The sequence below is a fragment of the Sphingomonas sp. UV9 genome, from assembly GCF_004101245.1.
In the GTDB taxonomy this organism is placed as follows: Bacteria; Pseudomonadota; Alphaproteobacteria; order Sphingomonadales; family Sphingomonadaceae; genus Sphingomonas.
The window spans coordinates 934,547-955,297 of record NZ_SCIN01000001.1; the positions used below are offsets into that span (position 1 = coordinate 934,547).

Sequence of the window (20,751 nt, forward strand, 5' to 3'; positions counted from 1 at the left end):
ATTTCGTTCACAAGCAGAAACGAAAAGGGGCATATCCATGCGGCTCGACGATTACGATCCGAACATCAATGTCGAGGACCAGCGCGGCTCGGGCGGCGGCGGAGGCGGCTTTGGCGGGGGCGGCGGCGGCCTGCTGATGGGGCTGTTGCCGATGATCGGCAGCCGCTTCGGCTGCGGCGGCATTGTCGTCGTGCTGATCCTGATGGCGGTATTCGGCGGCATGGGTGGTCTTGGCGGGTTGCTTGGCGGCGGACAGTCCTCTGCCCCGACCACGCAGAGCGGAACGCCGCGTGCCGGCACCGACACGACGTCGAGCTGCAACCTGACGCCCGAGAGCAAGGCGGCGTGCAACGCGTTCAGTTCAGCCGACAACACCTGGGAAGCGATCTTCGCGAAAAATGGCCAGCGCTTCGAGGCACCCAAGCTGGTGTTCTTCGACGGCAATGGCCAGTCGGGTTGCGGCGCGGCACAGTCGGCGATGGGTCCGTTCTATTGCCCGACCGATCAGGGCATTTATCTGGACACGAGTTTCTTCAACGAGCTTTCGACCCGCTTCAAGGCCGAGGGCGACTTCGCGCAGGATTACGTGATCGCGCACGAGTTCGGTCATCATATTCAGAAGCTGCTCGGCACCAACGCGCAGGTCCAGCAGGCGCAGCGCCAGGCGAGCGAGACCGAGGGCAACGCACTGTCCGTGCGGCTCGAACTGCAGGCGGATTGCTATGCGGGCGTGTGGGCGGCAGCGAACCGGTCGCGGCTCGAGGCCGGTGATATCCAGGAGGGTATGACGGCGGCACAGGCGATTGGCGACGACACCTTGCAGAAGGAAACGCAGGGTCGTGTGGTCCCCGATAGCTTCACGCACGGGACGTCGGCGCAGCGCCAATCGTGGTTGAAGCGCGGGCTGGACAGCGGCGATCCGGCGCAGTGCGACACTTTCTCGGGCGCGATCTGAGCGGATCGTACGATCCTCCCCCGCCAGGGGGAGGTGGCTGGCGCTTGCCAGACGGATGGGAAGGAAAGGATCACCTCTGTTTCGTGTCCTCCCCCTCCGTCGGCTTACGGCGACACCTCACCCTGGCGGGGGAGGATCACAAAACAGTCTAGCAGGCTACTCGACCGTCACGCCTTTCCAGAACGCGTATCGGCCCTCTATTTCGGCGGCCGCGGACTTCGGGTCCGGATAATACCAGACCGCATCGACGTTCCGCTTCCCGTCGACGACCAGCGTCTTGTAGCTGGCGACGCCCTTCCACGGACAGTTCGAATGCGTCGCGCTGTCCTCCAGCAATGCCGGATCGATACTGTCCGCGGGGAAATAATGATTCCCCTCGACGACGACAGTATCGTCCGACCTTGCGATCTCGCGGCCATTCCAAGTTGCAACAGGCATGCGACTCTCCTTCAGTTGCTCCCCAGCCCCGCCGCCTCATACCGCTCGGGCTTGAACCCGACCAGCAGCGTCTCGCCGGTGTCGAGAACCGGCCGTTTGATCATCGAGGGTTGCCCCAGCATCAGCGCGGTGGCCTTGTCCGCATCGAGATCCGCACGCTCCGCCTCGGAAAGTTTGCGAAATGTCGTCCCGGCGCGGTTCAGCAACACTTCCCATCCTACCCGACCGATCCAGTCGTTCAGATGCGCCGCGTCGATCCCCGCGCTCTTATAGTCGTAGAACGCGTACGCCACGCCGTGCTCGTCCAGCCACGTGCGCGCCTTCTTCATCGTGTCGCAATTCTTGATGCCGAACATCGTGATCGTCAAAATCGCCTCCCTGTCGCCGCGTGGCGCATGCTTGCCACGGGATCGAACCGACCGGTGTCATACCGCGCCATCCTTCTTCCCACCACCAGCGCGAGACGATGCGATCCGACCGACGATCGTCGCGACGGCAATGGAGGGGAGAGCTAGAATGCACAGCATCACCGCACCGACGATCCACAGCGCGCCGATGCCCGTGTTCACCCCCATCACCGGCAGCTGTGCAAACGTGACGATCACGCCGGCAAGCCACCCGCGCCGTCCAAACACGAAACCCGACAGCGCCGATAACAGCAGCGAACCCGGATACCAGATCTGCCAATATCCGTCCGCGTCCCACGGCTCGCTCGCGCCCGAGACATGACTGACGACCTGCCAATACAGCAGGCTGACCAGCAGGAGCGAGAGAAGCTTGATCGATCGGACTGTCATATCACGCTCCTCTCACAAGACAGCGTGCCGCGCCAATACCCGCCTGGGTCAAACCGGTCCGGATCAAGCCGGTGGCGTGAGGAGACGAGGCCGTTTATCGGTGGGGCATGACGCATCCATTCTACGCGATCCATAGCCACGGGTTGATCCGGGTTGCCGCCGCCACGCCGCGTGCTTCGGTGGGCGATACCGGCGCGAACGCCGAAGCGACGATCGCCCTGGCGCGCGAAGCGGATGCGAAGGGCGTCGATCTCGTCGTATTCCCCGAACTGAACCTCACTTCCTACGCGATCGACGACCTGCATCTCCAGACCGCACAGCAGCGCGCAACGCTGGCGGCGATTGCCGCAGTGGTCGAGGCGAGCGCGACCTTGCGGCCGGCGCTGCTGGTCGGTGCGGCGCTGGTGCGGAACGGGCGGCTGTACAATTGCGCACTGGCGATCGCTCGGGGCAAAATCCTCGGTGTCGTGCCCAAGACGTTCCTGCCCAACTACCGCGAGTTCTACGAGAAGCGCTGGTTCGCGAGCGGGGCGGGAATGACCGGACTAACGATCGAACTCGACGGCCAGGGAGTGCCGTTCGGGACAGACCTGATCTTCGCCGCGCACGACCTGCCGGGCTTCGTGTTCCATGCCGAGATCTGCGAAGATTACTGGGCCCCTACCCCGCCTTCGACCGCGGGGGCGCTCGCCGGCGCGCTGATCTGCTGCAACCTGTCGGCCTCGAACATCGTCATCGGCAAGGCGCGCGAGCGGGCGATGCTGGCGTCGTCGCAGTCGGCGCGCGCGATCTGCGCCTATGTCTATTCCGCAGCCGGACCGGGGGAGAGCACCACCGAAGTCGCATGGGACGGACAGGGCCTGATCCACGAGCTCGGCGAGCAACTGGCGGAATCGAAGCGCTTCGCGACCGAGCCCGAACTCGTTGTCGCCGACGTGGACTGCGAGCGCATCACGCAGGAGCGCCTGCGCAACGGCACGTTCAACGATGCGGCGGTATTCGCGGGCAACCCGGAAGCGCGCTTCCGGCGGATAGTGTTCGATCACGCCCCAGCGCGTGAAGATGAGATCGACTTCCAAGCCAACGATCTTTCCCCGCCAGGGGGAGGATCGGTTGGTCTGCAACGCGCCATCCGCCGCTTCCCGTTCGTGCCGAACGACCCGACACGGCGCGACGACGACTGCTACGAGGCGTTCAACATCCAGGTGGAGGCGCTGTCGAAGCGGCTCGTTGCCGCAAATGCCGAGACGATCGTGATCGGCGTATCGGGTGGCCTGGACTCGACTCACGCGCTGATCGTCGCAGCAAAGGCGATGGATCGGCTCGGGCGTCCTCGCAGCGCAATCCTCGGCTTTACCATGCCTGGCTTCGCGACCGGCGAAGGCACCAAGGCGAACGCCTGGGCGCTCATGCGCGCGCTCGGGATCACCGCGGAAGAGATCGATATCAAGCCTGCCGCGCGGCGGATGCTGGAGGATATCGGCCATCCCTTCAGCGAGGGCGAACCCGTCTACGACATCACCTTCGAGAACGTGCAGGCTGGCCTGCGCACCGACTATCTCTTCCGCCTCGCCAACCAGCGCCGCGGCATCGTCCTCGGCACCGGCGACCTCAGCGAGATGGCGCTCGGCTGGTGCACGTATGGCGTGGGCGATCAAATGAGCCATTACGCGGTCAACGCGGGCGTGCCGAAGACGCTTATCCAGTTCCTGATCCGCTGGTGCATCCGCACCGACCAATATGATGCAGCGACCGACGCGATTCTCTCGACGATCCTCGCGCAGGAAATTTCGCCCGAGCTCGTCCCCGCCGGTGCAGACGGGGCGTTGCAGAGCACCGAGTCGATGATCGGGCCCTACGCGCTAAACGATTTCTTTGCGCACTACGTGATCCGCCACGGCCTTGCCCCGTCGAAGATCGCGTTTCTTGCGTGGCACGCGTGGCGCGACGCTAGCGTCGGTGCCTGGCCGGAGGACCTGCCGGCCGATGCCCGCGTCGCCTACGATCTGCAGACGATCCGAAAATGGCTGGAGAAATTCCTGTTCCGGTTCTTCACGACGAGCCAGTTCAAACGGTCCGCGCTGCCGAACGGGTCGAAGGTCTCCGCGGGCGGCGCGTTGTCACCCCGCGGGGATTGGCGCGCGCCTTCGGACGGAATCGCAACCGCTTGGATCGAAGAATTGCGGTCAGGCGTTCCGAGGGGCTAACCGGGCCATCTTGCATAAACAGCGTGTCGGGCGCATTATGAAAATCCTATGACACTGGCTCCACCGGATGGATCGCGCGATCGCCGGATCGAGATCCCATCTAATCTTTGGTTGATACACCCGGCGGGTCGCGCATTGCTTCCGCTTGCGCTGTCGCGTGGGATTTCCGCTAATTCGGTATCGGTGGCCGGGCTATGCCTCGGTGGAGGGGCGGCGCTTGCCTATTCCCAATGGGGCAACTGGGCGCTCGCGCTGGTCGGCCTGGTGCTGTCGATGGGATGGCTGATCGCCGACGGACTCGACGGCATGGTCGCGCGCGCAACCAAGACTGCGAGTCCACTCGGTCGGATGCTCGACGGCCTGTGCGATCACGGCGTGTTCGCGCTGATCTACATCTCGCTCGCGGTGACGATCGACACGCCCGAGAGTTGGATACTCGCCGTCGCTGCCGGTGGCGCACACGCGGTGCAGTCGAACATGTACGAAGGCGAGCGTTCGCGCTTCCATCGCCGGGTCAGGGGTGTGGCGCTCGAAGCGCCCCCGGTCGCGACCGGCAACGCGCTCGTTCGCTTCTACGACAGCGTCGCCAGCAGCATCGACCGGATCGCCATGCCGTTCGAGCGCGCGCTCGGTCAGTCGGCCGACCCAGTTGCACTAGGCGCCGTGTACGGTGCCCGCGCCGTCGCGCCTTTGCGCTTGATGGCCTTGCTTACCGCGAATGTGCGAGTATGGGCGATCTTCGTCGCCTGCTTCGCGGGCAACCCACGCATCTTCTGGTGGTTCGAGATCGTCCCTTTGACGCTCGTGGCCATCGTCGGGCTCGTCTGGCACCGTCGTGTCGAACGCGCCTTCGTTCGCAATACTTCTGCAACGCGACCAAAGACCGCGTCGCGCATGCATCTATCGTAAGGAACAGGGTCAGTAATGAATAGCATTCGGATCGCCGTGGTCGGCATCGGCAACTGCGCGAGCTCGCTCGTCCAGGGCCTCGAGCATTATCGCGAGGGGGCAAACGACCAGGTCGGCCTGATGCATTTCGACATGGGTGGCTACAAGCCGAGCGACATCAAGGTCGTCGCGGCGTGGGACGTCGATCGTCGCAAGGTCGGCAAGGACGTCGCCGAGGCGATCTTCGCCAAGCCCAACTGCACCGCGGTGTTCGCGCCGAACGTCGGCAACACCGGCACGATCGTGAAGATGGGCAAGACGCTCGACGGCGTCGCCGAGCACATGGCCGACTTCAAGGATGACCGTACGTTCCTGATGTCCGACGCGGCAGAGCCGACACGTGAAGAGGTCATCGCCGACCTGAAGGCGTCGGGCGCCGACGTGCTGATGAACTATCTGCCGGTCGGTTCGCAGCAGGCCACCGAATTCTACGCCGACTGCGCGATCGAAGCGGGCGTTGCGTTCGTCAACAACATCCCCGTCTTCATCGCCTCGAACCCCGTCTGGGCGAAGAAGTTCGAAGACGCCGGCGTCGCGATCATCGGCGACGACATCAAGGCGCAGCTCGGCGCGACGATCGTCCACCGCGTGCTGACCGACCTGTTCGCCAAGCGCGGCGTGAAGCTGGACCGTACCTACCAGCTCAACACCGGCGGCAACACCGACTTCCTCAACATGTCGAACCATCGCCGTCTCGAATCGAAGAAGATCTCGAAGACCGAGGCGGTCCAGTCGGTCGCGGCCGAGCGGATGGACGACGACAACGTTCATATCGGCCCGTCGGATTATGTCCCCTGGCAGAACGACAACAAGGTCTGTTTCCTGCGCATGGAGGGCCAGCTGTTCGGCGGCGTGCCGATGAACCTGGAGCTGCGTCTCTCGGTCGAGGACAGCCCCAATTCGGCGGGCGTCGCGATCGACATGATCCGCTGCGCCAAGATCGCCAAGGATCGCGGCATCGCCGGCGTCATCGATCCCGCCTCGGCGTATTTCTGCAAGCACCCGCGCACGCAGATGACCGACGATCTCGCGCAGATCGAAGTCGAGCGGTTCATCAAGGCCGCCTGACATGATCGACACGGCTGTCCTCCTCGCCGCCGGGGAAGGCAGCCGCCTTCGTACCTCCGCCCCATACAAGCCGCTCTGCCCCGTCGCGGGGCGGCCTTTGATCGCCCACGCGCTCGAAGGACTGGCCGAGGCGGGATTCACGCGCGTGATCGTGACGGTCAGCTATGGGCGCGAGGCGATCGAAGCCTATCTCGCGAGCCGGCGCTGGTCGCTGGCGGTCGAGACGGTCCTTGCCGACCACCGCGAACCCAATGGCGTTTCGGTCCTGGCGGCGCGCGATGCGCTGGCGGGCGGCGAAGCGGTGCTGGCGATGTGCGATCACCTCGTCAGCCCTGAACTCTATGCGCGCATGGCGAAGGCCGGTGCGGGCGGTGGCCTGCGACTCGGCATCGACCGACGCCTCGGCCATGACTGGGTCGACCCCGAGGACGTGACCTGCGTTGCCACCGAGGGCGACCGCATCGTCGCGATCGGCAAGGGGCTCGAACCCCACGACTGCTACGACACCGGCGTCTTTGCGATCGGCCCTGCGCTGCCGGATGCATTGGCGACGCTGGCCAGCCCCTCCCTTACCGAAGGCGTCCGCCTGCTAGCCGCCCAAGGCCTCGCCCGTACGGTGGATTGCAGCGATATCGACTGGATCGACGTCGACGACGCACCCGCCCTCGCCAAGGCCGAAACGTGGCTGGCGACCCGCGCCGACGCCGTCGCGGCCTAGCCACTCCTACCGGCGCTTCGCTCAACCCTCCCCCTGGCGGGGGAGGATCGGACATTCAAGCCTGGCCCGCAGCCACGACCCGCGGATCGGGCACGTCGAGCGTCGCGCACGTGCCGAGCGCGGCATTCTCGATCGTGATCGTGCCCCGCAACTGGCGCGCGAGACTGCCGATCATCCGCATCCCCAGGCTGTTGCGCGACGCGACCTTCAGGTCGAAGTCCGCAGGTAGCCCGCCGCCCTCGTCGGACACGCTCAGCACGATCCGCCCGTCCGCGCTGCGCACCGTGACCAGGATCACCCCGCCCGCGTCGCCATAGGCGTATTTGATCGCGTTGGTGACGAGTTCGGTCACCAGCAACCCGACCGGAATCGCCACGTCCGCGCTGATCAGGATCGGCTCGATCTCGCACGCGATCCGGTGGTTGGGCGATTGCTCGCCCAGCCCCGTCGCGATTCCGCACACCAGATCGTCGAGCGCGACGATGCCGACCTGTGCGCCACGCCAGAGCTGGTCGTGCGTCTGGGCGATCGCGGTGATCCGCGCCTGCGCGTCGCCGAGCATGCGCCGGATGCGCGGATCGTCATCCTCCTGCATCTGGAGGTTGAGCATCGCCGAGACGAGCGCGAGGCTGTTCTTCACCCGGTGGCTCGCTTCACGCGTGAGCAGTTCCTGATGCTCCATCGCCTCGCTCAGTCGCTGTTCGGCCTGTTGCCGCTCGATCGCGACGCCGATGAGATTGGCGAAGCCCTGCATGAACGCGAAATCAGCGGGTTCGAACTTGCCCTCGTCGGGGCTGTCCACCTCGAGCACGCCGAAGCGCTTGCCCGACGTCTCGACCAGCACGTTGATCGCGCGGCGGATATTGTGCCGCGCCATGAATTCGGGCGTGCGAAACCGCTGTTCGTTCTCGAGATGGTTCGAGATCACCGGTTCGCCGGTCTCCAGCGCGAAGCCGGCCGGCGAACCGATATCGGTCCGCATCTCGGTCGACCCGACCACCCCCGGCGCCCAGCCGATCCCTGCGCTCACGAACAGCGTGTTACGCTCGGGCCGGTATTCCAGGAATTTGCAGTATTTCGACCGCATCCCCTCGCCGCACAGCTCGGTCGCGCGCTGCAGCATCGGCGCGAGATCGCGCGCCCGCAGCGCCTCGATCCCGAAATCGGCGAGGATAGACTGCTGGCGCAGGCGATATTCCAGCTCGCCGGCGCCAGGCGCGGTATCGCCACCAGGGGAGTGTTCGATGACCGGCATATCCCTCAGCGAGTCAGCTTCTTGTACGCCAGACGCGTCGGACGATCGGCCGCATCGCCCATGCGGCGGCGCTTGTCCTCCTCGTACGACGCATAGTTACCCTCGAACCACTCGACATGGCTGTCGCCCTCGAAGGCAAGGATGTGCGTGGCCAGACGATCGAGGAAGAAGCGGTCATGGCTGATGACCACGGCGCAGCCTGCGAACGTCTCCAGCGCCTCTTCGAGCGCGCGCAGCGTCTCGACGTCGAGATCGTTGGTCGGCTCATCGAGCAGGAGGACGTTGCCACCCTCCTTGAGCATCTTGGCCATGTGGACGCGGTTGCGCTCACCACCCGACAGCTGGCCGACCTTCTTCTGCTGGTCCTGCCCGCGGAAGTTGAAGGCGCCGACATAGGCGCGCGTGCCCATCTCCTGCTTGCCGAAGCGGAAGATCTCGAGCTCGTCGGAGATTTCCTGCCAGACGTTCTTGTTCGGATCGAGATCGTCGCGGCTCTGGTCGACATAGCCGAGCTTGACGGTCGAGCCGACCTCGATCGTGCCCGTGTCCGGCGTTTCCTGCCCGGTGATGAGCTTGAACAAAGTCGACTTGCCCGCGCCGTTGGGACCGATCACGCCGACGATGCCGCCCGGCGGCAGCGTGAAGTCGAGACCGTCGAACAGCAGCTTGTCGCCGTACGACTTGGTCAGGCCCTTCGCCTCGATCACCTTGCCGCCGAGACGCGACGGCAGCTGGATCAGGATCGCGGCCTTGCCGGCCACGCGATTCTCCTGCTTCTCCATCAGCTCGTCGAACGCGCGGATACGGGCCTTGGACTTGGTCTGGCGCGCCTTGGGGGTCTGGCGCATCCACGCGAGCTCGTCGGCAATCGCCTTCTGCTTGCCGGCCTCTTCGCGCTCTTCCTGGCTCAGGCGGAGCGACTTCTTCTCGAGGTAACCCGAATAGTTGCTCTCGTAGGTGTAGTAGCGGCCGCGATCGAGCTCGAGCACCCAGTTGACGACGTTGTCGAGGAAGTAGCGGTCATGCGTCACGAGGATGACGTTGCCGGTATATTCCTTGAGGTAATTTTCCAGCCACGACACGCTTTCGGCGTCGAGATGGTTGGTCGGCTCATCGAGCAGCAGGATCTGCGGCTTCTCCAGCAGCAGCTTGCAGAGCGCGACGCGACGCTTCTCGCCGCCCGAGAGGTTTTCGACCGAGGCATCGCCCGGCGGGCAGCGCAGTGCCTCCATCGCCTGTTCGAGCTGGCTGTCGAGCGCCCAGCCGTCGACCGCGTCGATCTTGGCCTGCAGCTCGCCCATCTCCTCCATCAGCGCGTCGAAATCGGTATCGTCCTGCGGATCGCCCATCTCGGCCGAGATCGCGTTGAAGCGATCGACGAGGTCGGCGACGGGACGCACGCCATCCTTGACGTTGCCCATCACGTCCTTGGTCGGATCGAGCTGAGGCTCCTGCGCGAGATAGCCGACGTTCACGCCCTCGGCGGCCCAGGCCTCACCGGTGAAATCGGGATCCATGCCGGCCATGATCTTCATGAGCGTCGACTTGCCCGAACCGTTGGGGCCGATGATCGCGATCTTCGCCGACGGAATGAACTGCAGGTGGATGTTGTTGAGGACGGGCTTTGCGGCACCGGGGAAGGTCTTCGACAGACCCTTCATGACGTAGGTGTACTGGACGGCCATGTGGGTGCCGAGCTCCATGCTTGAATAAGGGCGGGATTTGACGTGCGCAGATAGCGATGCGGCGAGCCGTTGGCAAACGGGGAGCGCCGACATACGCTCCGCCGCATGATGAAGCGCACGCTCGCGGTATTGGCCGCCTCCACCCTGTCCTATCCTCTCATGGCGCAGCGCACCGCTCCGCCGGCCCCCGCCCCGGTCGATGCGAAGGTCGCCGCGCTGCGCGACGCGGCGCTGAAGGACGAGGTGGCGTATGACATCGTCGAGGGTATGACGACCGAAGTCGGGCCACGCATGGCTGGTACCGAGGCCGAGGCACGGGCGCGCGAGTGGTCGGTGACCAAGCTGAAGGCGCTCGGATTCAAGAACGTGCGGATCGAGCCGTATCAGATGCCCGTCTGGGTGCGCGGCGACGAAACCGCCGAGATCCTTTCGCCCTTCCCGCAGACGCTGAAGCTGACCGCGCTCGGCAATTCGGGCGCGACGCCGGCCGGCGGGCTGACGGCGCAGGTCGTCGTGTTCAAGACGTATGGCGAGATGGTCGCCGCGCCGGCGAGCAGCGTCGCAGGCAAGATCGTCTATGTCGGCAACGCGATGGAGCCGACCCAGGACGGCTCAAGCTACGGCGCCTACGGCCCTGCCCGCTTCGTCGGCCCGGCGATGGCGGCGAGCAAGGGGGCGGCGGCGATCGTGATCCGCTCGATCGGCACCGATCATCACCGCAACCCGCATACCGGCACGACCAACTTTCCCGCCGGCGTGACGCCGATCCCCTCCGCGGCGCTATCCGTGCCCGACGCCGAATTGATCGAGCGGATGGCCGAGCGCGGCAAGCCGATCTCCATGAAGCTCGTCCTCACCCCGCGCCAGACCGGCGTCCACGAATCGGGCAACGTCATCGCCGAGGTGCCCGGCACCGATCCCAAGGCGGGCATCGTGCTGATCGGCGGGCATCTCGACAGCTGGGATCTCGGCACCGGCGCAATCGACGACGCATCGGGCGTCGCCATCACCGCGGCCGCCGCCAAGCGCATCCTCGACGGGCCCAAACCCCGCCGGACGATCCGCGTGGTCTGGTTCGGCGCGGAAGAGGTCGGCGGCTTCGGCGGCAAGGCCTATGCCGAGAAGCACGGCAGCGAACGGCACGCGACCGCGGGCGAGTCCGATTTCGGCGCGGATCGCGTGTGGCGGTTCGAAACCAACCTGCCCGAGACCGCCAAGCCGGTGGCGGATCGCCTCGCCTCCGCACTCGCCCCGCTCGGCATCGCGCGCGGGTCGGGCGTCGGCGGCGACGGCACCGATGTCGGCCCGACGATGGCGCTGGGCGTGGCCGCGATCGATCTCAACCAGTCGGGCACGCGCTATTTCGATACGCACCACACGCCCGATGACACGCTCGACCGGATCGATCCTGTCCAGCTGTCGCAGAACGTCGCAGCCTGGACGACGATGCTCGCGATCGTGGCCAATGCGCCCGAGGAAATCGGCTCGGTCGTGCCCCGAAAGTGACCAATTGCGTGTGCCGATCTGTCATCGTTCTGCCGCAAACCTTGCGGACAGATGAATTTAGCGGATTGACCCCCCGCCTCGGTCCGCTATTTGACGTGACTTCGCGACGGCAATCGGGTCGGCCGCGAGTGAAACTATGCTTGGGAGCATTCGAATGAAGAAGATCGTTCTGATCGCTGCTGCCGCCGGCCTGATGTCCGTCGCAGCCTGCAGCAAGTCGCCAGAAGCCGCCGCCGTTGAGAACAACGCGGACATGCTGGCTGACAACATGGAAATGCAGGCTGACAACATGGATGCAATGGCAGACAACACCTCGAACGGCGTCGCAACCGACGTTCTCGAGAACGCTGCTGACAACATGAACGCAGCTGCCGACAACGTCCGTGACGCTGCCGACGAGAAGACCGACAACATGAACTAAAATTCCGTCGAGCGTTCGCGCTCGATAGAATTCTAGTGTCGGAAAGGGCGTTCCTTCGGGAGCGCCCTTTTTCTTTGTCCGTTTGCTTTGCGCCCTTTTGCCGGATGATCGCTTGCGCTAACGCGGGGGCCGGTGGGGCCTGTAGCTCAACGGTTAGAGCTGGCCGCTCATAACGGCTAGGTTGCGGGTTCGATTCCTGCCGGGCCCACCAACCGCCCCAGCGATCAAGCGACGATCCCGCCAGTTTTGAGCGCAGCGATCTCGTCCGCGGGATAGCCAAGCCCATTGAGCAGCATATCCGTATCGGTATGCCCATCGGCCATGCGTGGCGCGACGGTCGGCGTGGCGGAGTAACGCGGTGCAGGCGCCGGCTGGACCACGCCCCTCGCCTCTATGAACGTGCCACGCGCGACATTGTGCGGATGTGCCGGTGCTTCGGCCAGCGATAACACCGGCGCGAAACATGCGTCGCTATGCTCCAGCAGCGCACACCATTCGTCACGAGTCCGGCTGACAAATACCGCCGCCAGCCGTTCCTTGAGCGCAGGCCAGCCGCGCGGATCCATCTGCCGGTCGAACGCGGGATCGGCCGCCAGCCCCGCCTTCTCGCGCAACACTGCGTAGAATTGCGGCTCGATCGCACCGATCGACAGGTATTTCCCGTCGGCGCAGGCATAGGTGTCGTAGAAATGCGCGCCGGTATCGAGCAGGTTCACCCCGCGCTCGTCGCGCCACAGGCCCTGCCCGTGAAAACTCCAGATCATGCTCATCAGCAACGCCGCGCCGTCTGTCATCGCGCAATCGATGACCTGCCCCTGTCCGGTCGTCCGCGCATGAAGCAGGGCGCTCACCATGCCAAAGGCGAGCATCATCGCGCCCCCGCCGAAATCGCCGACGATGTTGATCGGCGGCGTTGGCTTCTCGCCCGCGCGCCCGAAGGTATGCAACGCGCCAGCCAGCGCGATATAGTTGATGTCGTGCCCTGCCGCCTGCGCGTAGGGCCCGTCCTGCCCCCAGCCTGTCATGCGCCCGTAGACGAGCCGGGGTGTGACCTCGAGCAGCACCTCCGGTCCGAGCCCGAGCCGCTCGGTAACCCCGGGTCGAAACCCTTCGACGAAGCCATCCGCCGATGCGACCAGATCACGGACAACGCCGATCCCCTCGGCGGACTTGAGATCGATCGCAATCGTCTTGCGCGATCGCAGCAGGATATCCTTGGCAGGATCGCCGCCCGGCCCACCCTTTTTCGCGCCCGGTCGTTCGATCCGGATCACCTCGGCGCCGTGATCGGCGAGCATCATGCATGCGAACGGCGCCGGCCCGATCCCGGCAAGCTCGACGATCCGGATCCCGGCGAGCGGGCCGGTCAACGCCGCAACCCCAAACCGCGCCGAAGATATCCTGCGGCCATGACACCCCTCCGATGGATTATTTTATCGCAGGAGGGTCACAGCATTCGCAGATCGGGTCAAGCGACCGCCGCTTACCCGATCGGCAGGTCGAACAGCAGTTCGCGGACGTAGCGGACTGGCGGCGAACCATGCTCAAGGAGCGCGTCGTTGTAACGCTTCAGGTCGAACTTCGCGCCCTCACGCTTCTTCGCCTCGTCCCGCAGCGCCATGTGCTCGGAATAGCCGGTGAAATAGCTCAACAACTGGGTCGAGCCGAGCGACGCGCGGACCCATTTCCCCGCCGCCTCGCGCTCCTGCTGGAACGCGGTGCGCGTCATCAGCTGCATCGCCTGCTCGCGCGTCATGCCCTCGGTATGGATGCCGATATCGAGCAGCGAGTTCGAGATCGAGCGCAGCCGCATCTTGAGCACGGTCAGCTTGAAGAGCGGGTCACCGTTCAGATAGCCCTCGTCCGCCATCATCCCCTCGGCATACACCGCCCAGCCCTCGATGAACGGCCCCGAGCCGAGTACCGCGCGCAGCGTCGACTGCTTCGCATTGGCGTGCGCGAGCTGGAGAAAATGCCCCGGCATCGCCTCGTGCACCGCCAGGTCGTGGATCATATAGTCGTTATATTCACTCAGGAACGACGTCGCCTGCGCCTCGGTCCAGTCGTCGGGAATCGGCGAGACGGCGAAGAACGTGCCGAGGTTCTTCTCCAGCGGACCCGGCGAATCGCAATAGGCGACCGCCACGCCCTGCTGGAATTTGGGCATCGTGATGATCTTCACCGGGCCATCGGGCATTCCCACCAGCCCCTTATCGCGGACGAAGGCGGTCGCCTGCGCCAGCGCCTTGGTCGAGGCCTCGATCATGCCGTCGCGGGCGGGGCGCTTGGCATAGGTGAGTTCGAGCGCGGCCTGGATCGCCGCCTGTTGCTGCGCGTCGGACGGTTTGTCGGGGAGCAGCAGCGCGCCCGGCTTGGCGCCGAATATCTGGCGGGCGATCGCGTACATCTGCGCGCGCGTATCGACGATCGCGGCCTGCGCACGGCGCTTGATCTCGGCGCGGGTGAGGTCCGATTGCAGCGCGAACTTGAGCTTGGTGTCGTACAGGGCCGCGCCGAGCCGGAAATCGCCCTTCGCGCCCGGTACCAGCGTCTTGTCGAGCCAGACCTGATGCTCGGCCACCGCTGCCTTCAGCTTCACTAGCGCCGCGTCGAAGCGCGTGGCGTCCGCCGCCGACAGCTCCGTCTTGTGCGGCGCGAGCATGCTCTCGGCGATGTCGACGATGCCGCTGTTCTGCTTGGCCACGGTCGTCGCGTAGATCGAGGGCACGCGCGCGACCACGATGGTCGCGCGCGCCTGCGCCAGCAACGCCGGCAGAGCCTCCATCCGCGCGGTCGCCGCCTTCAGCCGCTGCGGCCACGGCGCGAAATCGCGCGCGGCCAGCGAATACAGCGACCCGCCGGCGATGTCGTTATAGACCTGCGGATCCCACGCCCAGCCGCGCAGCGTCTCCGCATCCCAGATGTCGTAGCGCAGCGCGTTGTCGAGCAACGCCGCATCGACCTGCTCTTCGCGCGACAGGGCTTTCCGGTCGATCCGCTGGAGATCCGCCAGCATCGCCTTCGAGAACGCCTCGCGCTTGGCGCGACCGGCGGCCGACATATCGGTGACCTGCGCGTCGAACCGGTGATCGCCAAGGCCGGTCGCCGACGAGGGGTTCAGCCTCGCCAGGCCATCGACATAGCGCTTCGACAGCGACGCGAACGTGGCGTTCTCCGCCGCCTGTACGGCCGAGGTCGGGATCGAGGAAACGGGCAGCACCAGGATCGCGGCGCCGAGTAGCAGACGGAAATTACGCATGGTTTAGTTCCTCACGATCAGCGCTGTGGAGCGGTGCCGAGTTGGGTGTTGAGATAGACGGTGACGAGCGCCGCGCGTTTCGCGTCCTCGATCTTGTCGGCGCCCGCCGCGTGGCCGCCTTCGGGGTTCTCATAGTAGAAGAACGGGTCGCCATATTCCTCGAGCCGCGCGGCGAATTTGCGAGCATGGCCGGGGTGGACGCGGTCGTCTTCAGTCGAGGTATAGATGAACGGCACCGGGTATTTCACGCCGCGCTTCAGATTCTGGTACGGCGAATATTTCGAGATGAACGCCCAGTCCGCCGGCTTGTCGGGATCGCCATATTCACCGATCCACGACGCGCCCGCCGACAGATGCGAGTAACGCTGCATGTCGAGCAACGGCGATCCCATCACGATCGCGCCGTACAGGTCCGGCCGCTGCTCCATCGCGACGCCGACAAGCAAACCGCCGTTCGAGCGTCCCGACACCGCGATCTTCCGTTTCGCGCTGACACCGGTACGAACCAGATCGTCGCCGACCGCATGAAGATCGTCATACGCCTTTTGCCGGTTCTCGCGCAGCGGCATCTGGTGCCAGCGCGGCCCGTATTCGCCACCGCCACGAATGTTGGCGAGCACGAACGCATGGCCCTCCTCGACCCAGAACAGACCGGCCGGGCCCGAGCGATAGGGCTGGTCGACGAGGTAGGTCGGCGTCTGCGCGTTGCGGAACCCGCCATAGGCGTGGACCAGCGCCGGTACGGGCCCGCTCGTGCCCCTTTTTCGCACGAGGAAATACGGAATCTTGGTCCCGTCCTTCGACGTCGCGAACCGCTGTTCGACCTGCATTCTGGAGCCATCGAACCGCGCAGGCAGCGTATCGACCGTCGCGGGCTTGGCGTTCGGGCGGACGGCGTAGAGCGTTGGCGGGCTGAGGAAGCTCTCGACCATCGCGAAGGCGAGGTCATCCTTCCCCGCGGTCGCATCAAGGTGGATCGTCGAAGCGGTCGGCAAAGCCGCGACCGCCTGCGTCCAGACCCCGTCCGCACCGCGCGTCAGCGACACGAGCCGCCCCGATACGTCGTCGAGCATCTTCACCCACAGCACCGACTTGCTCGAATCGACCTGCTCCACCGCCTGCGTCGCGGTCGGCACGAGCACCCGCTCGATCGTCGGCGCGCGGCCGGCCAACACGTCGGCGATGCTGTAGGCGACCACTGCTCCCGCCGGCACGCCGCGCCAGTCGGACGCCAACGTTGCGATCAGCCGGCCGTCGAGCACGGTGTTGATCACCGCGTCGTCGGGCAGCGGCGACGGCACGAGCCGGCCGTCCTGCGCGACATGGCTGCGCTTCGAATGGAAGAAATCGGTGTCGCGGACGACCAGCGGATAGCGCTGCTCGCCATCCGGAAATACGCTGACGTTTATCCCGACGTCATCCTTCGTCACGTTGGCGATCTCGGTCGCGGCGGCCAGTGGCGTACCGCGGCGCCACAGTTTGGCGATGCGTGGATATCCCGACTTGGTCAGGCTGTCGGCGCCGTAGTCGGTCGCCACGTACAGCGCGTCCGGGCTGGCCCAGCTCAGCCGCGTCTTGAAGATCGGCACGACGAAGCCATCGGCAACGAACTTGCCCGACGGAATATCGAACTCGCGCTCCTCGACCGCGTCTCCGCCACCGTCCGACAATGCCACCATGCAGCGATCATAAGACGGCGAGCGGCACGTCGCGCCCTTCCACACCCAGCTCTTGCCCTCCGCCTTGCCGAGCGCATCGACGTCAATCAGCGTCCGCCATACCGGCTTGCCGCTGCCGAACGACGCCAGCGACGCGACCCGCCACAGGCCGCGAACGTTGGTCTTGTCCTGCCACAGGTTGAGCACCTGATCGCCGATGATCTGGTCGGGGTTGGCGATCTGGCGATCGGCCTGCAACAGGTCCAGCGCGCGCTGGCGGTACGCCGCATAGCCAGGCTTCGCTTCGAGCGCCGCCAGCGAGCGCGTATTCCAGCGCTTCACCGTATCGAGGGCCCGCGCACCGTGAATATCCTCCAGATACGCGTTCGGGTCGACGGCGGGAGTTTGGGCGGGAGTTTGCGCCGGGATCGGGGCAGGCGTCTGCGCCAGTGCGGTCGTCGGCAGGGCCAACAGGGCCAGGAACGGGAGGCGTTGGTGCATCATCACTCTTTCTTCGTTCGATGACGCGACCTTAGGCAGCACGGTCCGCTCTGCTAACCCCCTCTCTCACGCTAATCCGCGATCACGCGGCCTCCAGCGCCAGCAGCGCGAACGTCGCCAGCCAATGCTCGCCCATGTAATCGTCCGCGAGATGCGGCAGCGCTTCGGCGAGATGCGCGTCGGCGATCGCGTTTGCCGCCGCCGGCACCGGCAAGGCCTCGGCGATCGTCCGCCAGCACCAGGCCCGCGACAGGTTCAGCCCGTCGAGATGCGCGAGCCGCCCGTCGGAACGGTCGCTGACGACCGCAGGCGCGCGCAGGCACGCCGTCGCCGCACCGAACGGATCGGGCAGAAACGCCGCCAGCCATGCGGGGAAGTCCGTGCCGAGAACGTCCTTCATCAACGCCGCCTCGCACAATGTCGCGGACAGGAAATCCTCGCCGCTCGGCTCGAACGGCCGGCAATCGCGATCGTCGCCATACCAGTCCCGTGCCCGCGCCTCGATCAGCACGGCGAGCGACGAGTCGTGCGCCCTCGCCCAACGCAGCGCATGGACCAGTGCAAACGCGGTGCAGTCGTGCTTGCCGCTGCGCACCGGATAGACGAGTTTCGGCAGATACGCCGCAAACCGGGCGGCGAACGCGCGCGCCAACGGCTCGACAGCCGCCGCCCAGGGCCGATCGGGCCGCAATGCCAGTTCGTCATGCAGCGCGAGTAGCCAGCCCCAGCCATAAGGTCGCTCGAACCCGCCCGTGCCCGGTCGATCGAGATAGGCGACCTCACCCGCGATCAGCGCGGGCAGGAGCATCCGGTCCGCCAGCGCCTCGACCGCGGCGGCCTCCGCCATATCCGGAGACAACCGTGCGAGCCGCATGACCTGCCACCAGCCATGCACGCAACTGTGCCAGTCGAAGCTGCCGTGAAACACCGGATGCAACGTCTTCGGCAGTGCTAGGTCGCCGGGCCCTTCGAGCACCTGATCGAGCTTGTACGGCCATTCGCGGGTCAGATGCCCCAGCGTCAGCCCGGCAAACCGCGCTGCGGTCGCGCGATCGAGCGTATCGGTCATTGCGTCATCCTGTATCGTTGCAGTCGGCGTTCAACTGCTGTGATCGGCGATGATCTGCCACGCCGCCCCGCGCCGCTCGAACACCAGCGTCGTCATCCCGCTTTCCACGGCCGATGGCCCGGTCAGCGTCCAGCGCGCGAACAGCATCGCGTGGCGCGGATCGATCCCGCGCATCTCCAGGAACGCGAACGTCAACGTGCCACGCGCATTGCCGACGCCGCGAAAGCTCGGCCAGTATTTGGCGGCGATCGCCTCCCTGCCGCGCAACAGCCCCTTCGGCGTCACGAATACCGCATTGTCGGCATAGATGGCCATGAACCGCGCGAGATCGCCCGCATTCCAACCGGCCGCGCTCGCCGCCATCGCCCGCCGGATCGCGGTCTCGGCCGGGACTTGCGAAGGTGCAGCGGCGACCTTTGCGGCAGCGGGGGCGGCCACAGGAGCTGCGGCAGCGGCGGCCATCATCGCGATCGGCAGCACCATGAGTCGCATCACTCTTTCCCCAACACATCGAGCCCCATCAAATCGAGCAGCGCCGCCTCGGTGACCGGTTCCGAGAACAGAAAGCCTTGGTACAGCCCACAACCGCCCGCCGCGAGCAGTTCCAGCTGCGACGGCGTCTCCACCCCCTCGGCGATCACGGCGAGACCCAGCGAGCGCGCCATCGTGATAGCTCCCGCCACGACCACCCGATCCCGCGCACTGCCGTCGATGTCGCGCACCAGCGACTTGTCGATCTTGACGTAATCGAGCGGCAGCGACTTGAGATAGGCAAGGCTCGAATAGCCCGTCCCGAAATCGTCGATCGCGACGCGGCACCCTGCCCCGCGCAGTTCCGCCAGCAAGGCTGATGCCGCCGCCAGGTCCTCGATCAGTCCGGTCTCGGTAATCTCGACGGTCAGGCGCCCGCGCGGAAATCCGCTCTCGTCGACCCGCGCCAGGAACAGCGCAGCAAATCCGGGCCGGGTGATATCCGCCGCGGTCAGGTTCAGCGAGACGCGCAGTGCTCCCAGCGCTGCCGGCCATGCCACCGCGCGGGCCAGAACCAGCCGCTGGATGTGATCCGACAGCGCGATGCCGAGGTCTGCGCGATCGGCGGCGTCGAACAACGTATCCGCACCGAGCGGCCCCAAGGTCCGGTGGTTCCAGCGTGCCAGCGCCTCGACCCCGACGATCCGCCCGCCCACGATCTCGACCTGGGGCTGCCAGCGCAGATCGATCTCTTCGCGTTCGATCGCGTGGTGCAGGTCGATCGCGAGGGCATCGATCGGTGCGACGCCATCGGGCAACGCCACGTGCAGCACCGATCCGTCGCTCGCCTTCGCCTCGGCCAGCGCCTCGCTCGCCCTGCGCAGCAACGCCGCCGCGTCGTCGCCCGACTGGCGTTGCGCCACGCCGAACCGGCAGCCGAGCACCGCGCGCGTATCCGCCACCCGGAACGGTCGCGCGAGGGCGGCATCGAGCGCCGTGATGGCCGCGGTCACCGCTGCGCCCGAGGCCTCCAGCACCAGTGCGAACTCCGACCCGCCGAGCCGGGCCACCATCGAATCGACGCCGATCGCCGCGCGGGCGATCGTCTCGGTCCGCCGCACCGCCGCCTCGATCAGCGCGTCGACCGCGGGCCGGCCGTGCGCCGCGTTGACGATGTCGAGCCGCGACAACGACACGAGCACCACCGCGACCGGGCAATCGCACGCGATCCGCCCGATGATCCAGCGACGGACGTCACCGGTTTCACGGTCGTACAGCGACGCACCCGGTATCCGGCGACGATCGATCGCATTGCCAGCCGTGCGGACGGCGTGACGTCCGGCGAACCGTAGCGCCTGGACGAGTTCGCTGTCGCTTGCAGGGCTGGCGAGGAACTGCGTCGCGCCCGCGTCGAAGAATTCGCCGATCGCCTCGACATCGCGCCGCGACACCAGCACCAGCAGCGCAGCGCCATTGGTCGCGCACAGTCCACCCAGCGCCAACGTCGCCGTCAACCCCTCCTCGAGCGCACCACGCGCATCGATCAGCGCCACCGCCGCACCGCTTGCGAGGAAGCGGCTTTCGATCGCAACGGCATCGCTCAGGATCACCGCATGCCAGTCCGCACCAGCCCCCGCACCGGCCAAAATCTCCGCGATTTCACTTCGTTGACGGAACGATACCGCGAACAGCGTCGTTGCTGTCTGCATGTCTTCCATATCCGTCGCACCCTGCCCCATTGGTGCGAGCTTAGCTGGCGCATCGCCGCCCGCCAATCCATTTGCCAGTCCATTAC

Annotated in this window: 18 protein-coding genes and 1 tRNA gene; 8 read left to right on the top strand and 11 right to left on the bottom strand. The window is 65.9% G+C overall.

What is annotated here, in order from left to right:
• Positions 1-37 precede the first annotated feature (37 nt).
• A complete protein-coding gene (locus tag EQZ23_RS04025; protein ID WP_128453134.1) occupies positions 38-955 on the top strand; it encodes a neutral zinc metallopeptidase in 918 nt (305 codons plus the stop codon).
• Positions 956-1,111: 156 nt separating this feature from the next.
• On the opposite strand, the gene EQZ23_RS04030 is transcribed toward EQZ23_RS04025, so the two are convergent.
• From EQZ23_RS04030 to EQZ23_RS04040, 3 genes are read right to left on the bottom strand one after another with little or no spacing between them, the layout of a single operon-like run.
• Entirely contained in the window at positions 1,112-1,393 is a 282-nt protein-coding gene (locus EQZ23_RS04030) for a DUF427 domain-containing protein (protein ID WP_128453135.1), read from the bottom strand.
• 11 nt (positions 1,394-1,404) lie between these two features.
• Positions 1,405-1,761 (bottom strand): ArsC family reductase, encoded by a 357-nt coding sequence (locus tag EQZ23_RS04035; RefSeq protein ID WP_206364155.1) that lies wholly within the window; start codon positions 1,759-1,761, stop codon positions 1,405-1,407.
• 57 nt (positions 1,762-1,818) lie between these two features.
• Complete coding sequence (locus tag EQZ23_RS04040) at positions 1,819-2,190, bottom strand: hypothetical protein (protein ID WP_128453136.1); 372 nt, start codon at positions 2,188-2,190, stop codon at positions 1,819-1,821.
• Positions 2,191-2,297: 107 nt separating this feature from the next.
• Here EQZ23_RS04040 and EQZ23_RS04045 point away from each other — a divergent pair, with 107 nt between their 5' ends.
• The 4 genes from EQZ23_RS04045 to EQZ23_RS04060 are packed head-to-tail and all read left to right on the top strand — an operon-like array spanning position 2,298 to position 7,131.
• Entirely contained in the window at positions 2,298-4,397 is a 2,100-nt protein-coding gene (locus tag EQZ23_RS04045) for an NAD(+) synthase (RefSeq protein ID WP_128453137.1), read from the top strand.
• Positions 4,398-4,445: 48 nt separating this feature from the next.
• On the top strand, positions 4,446-5,306 hold the full coding sequence (locus EQZ23_RS04050; RefSeq protein WP_128453138.1) for a CDP-alcohol phosphatidyltransferase family protein: 861 nt from the start codon (positions 4,446-4,448) through the stop codon (positions 5,304-5,306).
• Positions 5,307-5,321: 15 nt separating this feature from the next.
• Entirely contained in the window at positions 5,322-6,413 is a 1,092-nt protein-coding gene (locus tag EQZ23_RS04055; RefSeq protein ID WP_128453139.1) for an inositol-3-phosphate synthase, read from the top strand.
• A 1-nt stretch (position 6,414) separates the two neighbouring features.
• Entirely contained in the window at positions 6,415-7,131 is a 717-nt protein-coding gene (locus EQZ23_RS04060; RefSeq protein ID WP_128453140.1) for an NTP transferase domain-containing protein, read from the top strand.
• Between the two features lie 55 nt (positions 7,132-7,186).
• Here EQZ23_RS04060 and EQZ23_RS04065 read toward each other — a convergent pair whose 3' ends face one another.
• Positions 7,187-8,386: a histidine kinase dimerization/phosphoacceptor domain -containing protein gene (locus EQZ23_RS04065; RefSeq protein WP_128453141.1), complete on the bottom strand. Its 1,200-nt coding sequence runs from the start codon at positions 8,384-8,386 to the stop codon at positions 7,187-7,189.
• Between the two features lie 5 nt (positions 8,387-8,391).
• A complete protein-coding gene (ettA, locus tag EQZ23_RS04070) occupies positions 8,392-10,071 on the bottom strand; it encodes an energy-dependent translational throttle protein EttA (protein WP_128453585.1) in 1,680 nt (559 codons plus the stop codon).
• Between the two features lie 105 nt (positions 10,072-10,176).
• Here ettA and EQZ23_RS04075 point away from each other — a divergent pair, with 105 nt between their 5' ends.
• From EQZ23_RS04075 to EQZ23_RS04085, 3 genes are all read left to right on the top strand, one after another.
• Positions 10,177-11,577: a M20/M25/M40 family metallo-hydrolase gene (locus tag EQZ23_RS04075; protein WP_128453142.1), complete on the top strand. Its 1,401-nt coding sequence runs from the start codon at positions 10,177-10,179 to the stop codon at positions 11,575-11,577.
• A 154-nt stretch (positions 11,578-11,731) separates the two neighbouring features.
• The gene (locus EQZ23_RS04080; RefSeq protein WP_128453143.1) at positions 11,732-11,998 is read left to right on the top strand and encodes a hypothetical protein; all 267 of its coding nucleotides are present in this window, start codon (positions 11,732-11,734) and stop codon (positions 11,996-11,998) included.
• A gap of 135 nt (positions 11,999-12,133) precedes the next feature.
• A tRNA-Ile gene (locus tag EQZ23_RS04085) sits at positions 12,134-12,209 on the top strand.
• A gap of 13 nt (positions 12,210-12,222) precedes the next feature.
• Here the strand turns inward: EQZ23_RS04085 and EQZ23_RS04090 are convergent.
• The 6 genes from EQZ23_RS04090 to EQZ23_RS04115 all read right to left on the bottom strand — a co-directional run bounded on the left by EQZ23_RS04090 (position 12,223) and on the right by EQZ23_RS04115 (position 20,665).
• Positions 12,223-13,368, bottom strand: coding sequence for a CaiB/BaiF CoA-transferase family protein (locus EQZ23_RS04090; RefSeq protein WP_128453144.1), 1,146 nt, complete (start codon positions 13,366-13,368; stop codon positions 12,223-12,225).
• Between the two features lie 113 nt (positions 13,369-13,481).
• On the bottom strand, positions 13,482-15,257 hold the full coding sequence (locus tag EQZ23_RS04095) for a DUF885 domain-containing protein (RefSeq protein WP_128453145.1): 1,776 nt from the start codon (positions 15,255-15,257) through the stop codon (positions 13,482-13,484).
• Positions 15,258-15,274: 17 nt separating this feature from the next.
• On the bottom strand, positions 15,275-17,419 hold the full coding sequence (locus EQZ23_RS04100; RefSeq protein ID WP_240663191.1) for a prolyl oligopeptidase family serine peptidase: 2,145 nt from the start codon (positions 17,417-17,419) through the stop codon (positions 15,275-15,277).
• Positions 17,420-17,498: 79 nt separating this feature from the next.
• On the bottom strand, positions 17,499-18,485 hold the full coding sequence (locus tag EQZ23_RS04105) for a DUF2891 domain-containing protein (RefSeq protein WP_128453147.1): 987 nt from the start codon (positions 18,483-18,485) through the stop codon (positions 17,499-17,501).
• Positions 18,486-18,515: 30 nt separating this feature from the next.
• Entirely contained in the window at positions 18,516-18,977 is a 462-nt protein-coding gene (locus tag EQZ23_RS04110) for an SgcJ/EcaC family oxidoreductase (RefSeq protein ID WP_240663194.1), read from the bottom strand.
• Entirely contained in the window at positions 18,977-20,665 is a 1,689-nt protein-coding gene (locus EQZ23_RS04115) for a GGDEF domain-containing phosphodiesterase (RefSeq protein ID WP_346427807.1), read from the bottom strand. The genes EQZ23_RS04110 and EQZ23_RS04115 overlap by 1 nt, the downstream gene beginning before the upstream one ends.
• Between the last annotated feature and the right edge of the window lie 86 nt (positions 20,666-20,751).